Source organism: Pseudomonas sp. GZD-209, from assembly GCF_049310485.1.
GTDB lineage: Bacteria > Pseudomonadota > Gammaproteobacteria > Pseudomonadales > Pseudomonadaceae > Aquipseudomonas > Aquipseudomonas sichuanensis.
The window spans coordinates 1-6464 of record NZ_JBMOWQ010000303.1 but is presented as its reverse complement, the minus strand read 5'-3'; the positions used below and the strand labels follow the sequence as shown (position 1 = coordinate 6464).

Sequence of the window (6464 nt, the reverse complement as noted above, 5' to 3'; positions counted from 1 at the left end):
CCCCGCGATGGATTTCATCCCAATCGCTGCGGTTCGGCGTTCTGTCGGGCCGGCAGCACCCGGATGCTCCGGCCGTGGGTAATCGAGAACGAAGCGGACGATGACATTCGGCGCTGCCGGCCTGGCCGAGCGCCGAACCGCAGCGATTGGGCCTAGCCTCTCTTCTATATAAGGAAGTGATGAACGCGGTTACACCCGCCTTCATCTTTAATCCTCCTTTAATCACTGTATCCTTCACTCCCGAGTGTCGAGGGGCTTTGCCCTGTCCGGCGCTCGGGCAGAGGTGTTTTTCACCTGCCGCCGTTGAACCGAATCCGACACGCTCGGTCCTAGGTCATCAATGGATAGCCGCGCTCACCGTTCCTCGACGCAGTCACAGGTCCACTCCAGCGTGTAGACTTGGCGCCCCTCGGGCAGCCAGCGCTGCCACTCTCCATCGAAGGAATCGGCAATGAACGAACTCTCATCGCGCCTGAACCGCGAACGGCGCTTTCTGGTGCTCCTTGGCCTGATCTGCCTGGCGCTGATCGGCGGTGCCCTGTACATGCAGGTGGTGCTGGGCGAAGCGCCATGCCCGCTGTGCATCCTGCAACGCTACGCTTTGCTGTTCATCGCGATCTTCGCCTTCATCGCCGCGGCCATGCCCGGGCGTAAAAGCCTGACCCTGTTCGAGGCACTGGTGGTGCTGAGCGCCATCGGTGGCATCGTTGCAGCCGGTAACCATGTGTATATACTCGCCAACCCGATGGTCAGCTGCGGCATCGACACCTTGCAGCCGATCGTCGATGACCTGCCGCTGGCCAAGCTCTGGCCCCTGGCCTTCCAGGTCGACGGCTTCTGCTCGACGCCGTACCCACCGATTCTCGGTCTGTCGCTTGCCCAGTGGGCCCTGTTGGCGTTCGTGCTGACGGCCATCCTGGTGCCGCTGGGGATCTACCGTAACCGTCGCCACGAACGCACCGTTCGTTAGACCAAAGTCCTTGTTTGACCCAGGTCTATTGCGCGACGAGATAAGTAGGAAATCAGCCCCCAGGCTTGCTCTGGATCAACCCTCAGGCCTTGCGCTGCAAGGGTTTCAGGGCTACTGCGCAGGGTGCGACAAACTGTCGCGAAGTTGATTTTTGGGGTGCTATTGTTGCAGATTCTGTAAAGGACTGTTGCTCAATAAGTCATAGTCAATGGGGGGCGACCTATCTACAATCGCCCCCAATTTCCGTTCGGCACTGCTTGCGAGTCGCAGGATTGAAGGAAGCCGCAGCGCTTTCTTATTGCTGACTTCGTCAAGTTTCGCCCAACGGCGATCCGGGCGGACACCCCTCCGCGTTTTCCCGCACCAAATGGACTTGGTCTGAAGTACAGGCCGTTTGCCTACGAAACCATAAAGCACCGTATACGCGCTCGCGCCCAGGTCCAGCAGTCGGACCCCAGGCAGGGGCGAATTCGGGCTCGAATTGCTAACGCTTGGCAGGACGAAGTGTTGGCTACCAAAACACAAATTGCATTGAAGCAAGCTGATCTAGAGGTCGTGAGATGAGTAAAAAGCGTTACCCCAGACTGTTTGGCATATTGCCCTTTTTAGGCATGCTTTTACTCAGTGGGTGCAACTGGACCCTGCTCGACCCGAAGGGCCAGGTAGGCATTGAGCAGAAGAACCTGATCCTGATCGCCACCGGCTTGATGCTGCTGGTGGTTATTCCCGTGATCATCATGACGCTGGCGTTCGCCTGGAAGTACCGTGCTTCCAACAAGTCCGCCACCTACACCCCCGACTGGTCGCACTCGACCAAGATCGAGGCCGCGGTGTGGATCATCCCGATCCTGATCATCATCGCCCTGGGTTATGTCACCTACCACTCCACCCACAAGCTGGACCCGTACCGTCCACTGGATTCCGATGTGAAGCCGGTGCAGATCGACGTGGTCGCGCTGGACTGGAAATGGCTGTTCATCTACCCGGAACAAGGCATTGCCACGGTCAACAAGATCGTCTTCCCGGCCAATACCCCGGTCAACTTCCGTGTCACCTCGGACGCCGTGATGAACTCGTTCTTCATCCCGGGCCTGGGCGGCCAGATCTACGCCATGGCTGGCATGACCACCAAACTGCACCTGATCGCCAACGAGAACGGTGAGTTTGACGGTATCAGCGCCAACTACAGCGGCGCCGGTTTCACCGGTATGAAATTCAAGGCAACCGCCACTTCGCAAGCTGACTTCGATGCTTGGGTCGCTGAAGTGAAGGCCTCGCCGAAGAAGCTGGACAAGGCCGAATACGAAGCCTTGGCCAAACCAAGCGAGTACAACCCAGTCGCGCTGTACAGCGAGGCTCCGGCTGACCAGTTCCAGCGCATCGTCGACAAGTACGAAGGCATGAACCGCGGCAAGCCGGTCCACGAAGAAGCAGGCAGCAAAGACCTGGCCACCACCAAGGGTGTGGAATCGAGTATGCAACCAGCTGCCGGTGCAGAGGAGTAAGAGATGTTCGGTAAATTAACTCTGGAGGCGATACCGTATCACGAGCCGATAGTCATGGTGACGCTTGCCATGATCGCGCTCGGTGGTATCGCTGTCGTTGGTGCCATCACCTATTTCCGCAAGTGGACCTACTTGTGGACCGAGTGGCTGACCACGGTCGACCACAAGAAAATCGGCGTGATGTACATCATCGTCGCTATGGTCATGCTGCTGCGCGGCTTCGCCGACGCCATCATGATGCGTACCCAGCTGGCTGCCGCTACCGGTGGCTCCGAAGGCTACCTGCCGCCTGAACACTATGACCAGATCTTCACCGCCCACGGTGTGATCATGATCATCTTCATGGCGATGCCGTTCTTCACCGGCCTGATGAACCTCGCGGTTCCTCTGCAGATCGGTGCACGTGACGTTGCCTTCCCGTTCCTGAACTCCCTGAGCTTCTACCTGCTGCTGGCAGGCGTGCTGCTGGTCAACATCTCGCTGGGCGTTGGTGAATTCGCCAAGACCGGCTGGGTTGCCTATCCGCCGCTCGCGGGCATTCAGTACAGCCCTGGGGTGGGTGTCGACTACTACATCTGGGCGCTACAGCTCTCAGGCTTGGGTACGACACTGACCGGCGTGAACTTCCTCGTCACCGTGATGAAGATGCGCGCACCTGGCATGAAGCTGATGGACATGCCGATCTTCACCTGGACCTGCACCTGGGCCAACGTGCTGATCGTCGCTTCGTTCCCGATCCTGACCGCCGCACTCGCCCTGCTGACTGTTGACCGTTATCTGGACTTCCACATTTTCACCAACGAGCTTGGTGGGAACCCGATGATGTACGTCAACCTGTTCTGGGCCTGGGGTCACCCTGAGGTTTACATCCTGATCCTGCCGGCCTTCGGCGTGTTCTCGGAAGTGACTTCGACGTTCTCCGGCAAACGCCTGTTCGGCCACCACTCGATGATCTACGCATCGGGCGCCATCGCCATCCTCGGCTTTGCGGTCTGGCTGCACCACTTCTTCACCATGGGTGCCGGCGCCAGCGTCAACACCTTCTTCGGCCTGGCGACGATGCTGATCTCCATTCCGACTGGTGTGAAGCTGTTCAACTGGCTGTTCACCATGTACCAAGGCCGTGTGCGCTTCACCGCACCGATGCTCTGGACCCTGGGCTTCATGGTCACCTTCTCCATCGGTGGCATGACCGGCGTACTGCTGGCCGTTCCAGGTGCTGACTTCGTCCTGCACAACAGCCTGTTCGTTATCGCTCACTTCCACAACGTGATCATCGGTGGCGCGGTATTCGGCTACATCGCCGGTTTCGCCTTCTGGTTCCCGAAAGCCTTCGGCTTCACCCTGAACGAGAAGTGGGGCAAAGCTGCCTTCTGGTTCTGGCTGTCGGGCTTCTACGTTGCGTTCATGCCGCTGTACGCCCTGGGCTTCATGGGCATGACCCGTCGTCTGAACCACTCCGACAACCCACTGTGGGAACCCTACCTGTACGTAGCCGTTGTCGGCGCCGTGCTGATCCTGTTCGGTATCGCTTGCCAGCTGATCCAGATCTTCGTATCGGTTCGCGACCGCAAAGACAACATGGACGTCACTGGCGACCCATGGGGCGGCCGTACCATCGAATGGTCCACTTCGTCGCCACCTCCGTTCTACAACTTCGCTCACATGCCTGAGAAAGTTGGCCTGGACGCCTGGCACGAAGCCAAGGAAGCCGGCGTTGCGTACAAGGTTCCGGCCAAGTACGAAGCGATCCACATGCCGAGCAACACGTCCACCGGTCTGTTCATGGGTCTGTTCCTGACCGTGTTCGGCTTCGCCTTCATCTGGCACATCTGGTGGCTGGTGGGTGCGAGCCTGGTTGCGACCATCGCGGTCTTCGTTCGCCACGCTGCACGTGACGACCAGGGCTACATGGTTCCGGCCGAAGAAGTGGCGCGCATCGAAGGCGAGCGCATGAAGGCGCTGGCCAAGGCTGGTGTACTGCCTGCCGGCGGCGCACGTGTCGAATCGTTTGAACGGGTGTAATCAATGTCCAGTCAAGTAATCCACGGTGCTGCTCATGGTCACGACCATGGGCACGACGAGCACCACCACGACTCGGGCCAGATGACCGTCCTCGGTTTCTGGCTGTACCTGATGACCGACTGCATCCTGTTTGCGTCGCTCTTCGCCACCTACGCGGTGCTGTCCGGCGGTTTCGCCGGCGGCCCGTCGGGTCACGACATCTTCCAGCTCGACTTCGTGCTGGTTGAAACCGCGTTCCTGCTGCTGTCCTCGATCACCTTCGGCTTCGCCATGCTGAAGATGTTCGACGGCAAGAAAGCAGGTGTACTGGGCTGGTTGGCTGTGACCTTCCTGTTCGGTGCTGGCTTCATCGCGATGGAAATCTACGAGTTCCATCACCTGATCGCTGAGGGCTACGGCCCGCAGCGCAGCGGCTTCCTGTCGGCGTTCTTCGCGCTGGTCGGTACCCACGGTCTGCACGTGACCGCCGGTCTGATCTGGATGGCGATCATGATGTACCAGATCAACAAGCACGGCATCACGCCGACCGCCAAGACCCGCATGAGCTGCCTGAGCCTGTTCTGGCACTTCCTCGACGTGGTCTGGATCTGCGTATTCACCGTCGTCTACCTGCTGGGGGTTCTGTAATGGCTAACGCACACGACACTCATCACGAAGGCAGCCACGGCAGCGTGAAGTCCTACATGATCGGCTTCGTACTGTCGATCATCCTGACCGCGATCCCGTTCGGCCTGGTGATGTACCCAAGCCTGCCGAAGAACCTGACCGTCCTGATCGTGGTGGCCATGGCCGTCATCCAGGTGGTAGTGCACCTCGTGTACTTCCTGCACATGGACCGCTCGAAAGAGCAGCGTTCCAACGTGTCGACGTTCCTGTTCACCGTTCTGGTAATTGCACTGCTGGTCGGCCTGTCGCTGTGGATCATGTTCAGCATCCACTTCGAAATGATGGCCAAGTGAGGTAAGACTGCATGTCCGTGAAGCACTTTATCCAAATCACCAAACCGGGGATCATTTTCGGTAACGTGCTTTCCGTGGCAGGCGGGTTCTTCCTTGCCGCGAAGGGCCATGTGGACTTCGCCCTGTTCCTGGCAGTGGTGATCGGTACCTCCCTGGTGGTCGCGTCCGGATGCGTGTTCAACAACTGCATCGACCGTGACATCGACCACAAGATGGAGCGCACCAAGAACCGCGTCATGGTGCAGGGCGGCATGTCGCTGCCCCTCGCGCTGATCTACGCCACCCTGCTCGGGGTGGCTGGTTTCAGCCTGTTGTATGTGCAGGCCAACCCGCTGTCGGCGTTCTGCGCCCTGGTTGGCTTCGTGGTCTACGTCGGTTTCTACAGCCTCTGGCTGAAGCGCAAATCGGTGCACGGCACCCTGGTCGGCAGCCTGTCCGGTGCCATGCCTCCGGTGATCGGCTACTGCGCCGTGAGCAACAGCTTCGACCTCGCTGCAGTGACCCTGCTGGTGATGTTCAGCCTGTGGCAGATGCCGCACAGCTTCGCCATCGCCATCTTCCGCTTCAAGGACTACAGCGCCGCCAACATCCCGGTCCTGCCGGTGGCGCGCGGTATCCTCGCGGCGAAGAAGCAGATTGTGCTGTATGTGCTGGCCTTCGTGCTCGCCACCCTGATGCTCACCCTGGGCGGCTATGCCGGCCTGGGTTACCTCGCCGTGGCAGCCGCCATGGGCCTGTACTGGCTGTACATGGCCTGGGGCGGCTACAAGGCCGAGGACGACAGCAAGTGGGCGCGCAAGGTCTTCGGCTTCTCCATCCTCACCGTCACCGCCCTGAGCGTGATGATGGGTGTGGACAGCCAGACCGCAGCCGATGTGCTGATGACCTACGCACGCTGATACAGCGGGCTGTTACCCGAAAAACCCCGGCCTTTGCGCCGGGGTTTTTTTATGCCTGTTTTTCCTGGGCCGGCCTCTTCGCGGGTAAACCCGCTCCCGCAGGAAC

At 59.6% G+C, this 6464-nt stretch carries 6 protein-coding genes; all 6 read left to right on the top strand.

Features of this window, described 5'->3' with window-relative positions:
* Positions 1-451: 451 nt before the first annotated feature.
* The 6 genes from ACO6VM_RS27530 (at position 452) to cyoE (ending at position 6358) form a co-directional block, all read left to right on the top strand.
* Positions 452-970 (top strand): disulfide bond formation protein B, encoded by a 519-nt coding sequence (locus ACO6VM_RS27530; RefSeq protein ID WP_110995875.1) that lies wholly within the window; start codon positions 452-454, stop codon positions 968-970.
* Between the two features lie 560 nt (positions 971-1530).
* Complete coding sequence (gene cyoA, locus ACO6VM_RS27525) at positions 1531-2475, top strand: ubiquinol oxidase subunit II (RefSeq protein WP_390968610.1); 945 nt, start codon at positions 1531-1533, stop codon at positions 2473-2475.
* A gap of 3 nt (positions 2476-2478) precedes the next feature.
* On the top strand, positions 2479-4500 hold the full coding sequence (gene cyoB, locus ACO6VM_RS27520; RefSeq protein WP_153786515.1) for a cytochrome o ubiquinol oxidase subunit I: 2022 nt from the start codon (positions 2479-2481) through the stop codon (positions 4498-4500).
* A 3-nt stretch (positions 4501-4503) separates the two neighbouring features.
* Entirely contained in the window at positions 4504-5127 is a 624-nt protein-coding gene (gene cyoC / locus ACO6VM_RS27515; protein ID WP_110995872.1) for a cytochrome o ubiquinol oxidase subunit III, read from the top strand.
* Positions 5127-5459 carry a cytochrome o ubiquinol oxidase subunit IV gene (gene cyoD / locus ACO6VM_RS27510; RefSeq protein ID WP_110995871.1) on the top strand — a complete coding sequence of 111 codons (333 nt, stop codon included), beginning with the start codon at positions 5127-5129 and terminating at the stop codon, positions 5457-5459. Before cyoC ends, cyoD begins: the two co-directional genes overlap by 1 nt.
* A gap of 11 nt (positions 5460-5470) precedes the next feature.
* Entirely contained in the window at positions 5471-6358 is an 888-nt protein-coding gene (gene cyoE / locus ACO6VM_RS27505; protein ID WP_401059873.1) for a heme o synthase, read from the top strand.
* Positions 6359-6464: the final 106 nt, after the last annotated feature.

Excerpts from the sequence above, each read along its gene's own strand:
- cyoE (WP_401059873.1), top strand. The coding sequence starts at position 5,471 with ATGTCCGTGAAGCACTTTATCCAAATCACCAAACCGGGGATCATTTTC.
- cyoD (WP_110995871.1), top strand. The coding sequence starts at position 5,127 with ATGGCTAACGCACACGACACTCATCACGAAGGCAGCCACGGCAGCGTG.
- cyoB (WP_153786515.1), top strand. The coding sequence starts at position 2,479 with ATGTTCGGTAAATTAACTCTGGAGGCGATACCGTATCACGAGCCGATA.
- cyoC (WP_110995872.1), top strand. The coding sequence starts at position 4,504 with ATGTCCAGTCAAGTAATCCACGGTGCTGCTCATGGTCACGACCATGGG.
- ACO6VM_RS27530 (WP_110995875.1), top strand. The coding sequence starts at position 452 with ATGAACGAACTCTCATCGCGCCTGAACCGCGAACGGCGCTTTCTGGTG.
- cyoA (WP_390968610.1), top strand. The coding sequence starts at position 1,531 with ATGAGTAAAAAGCGTTACCCCAGACTGTTTGGCATATTGCCCTTTTTA.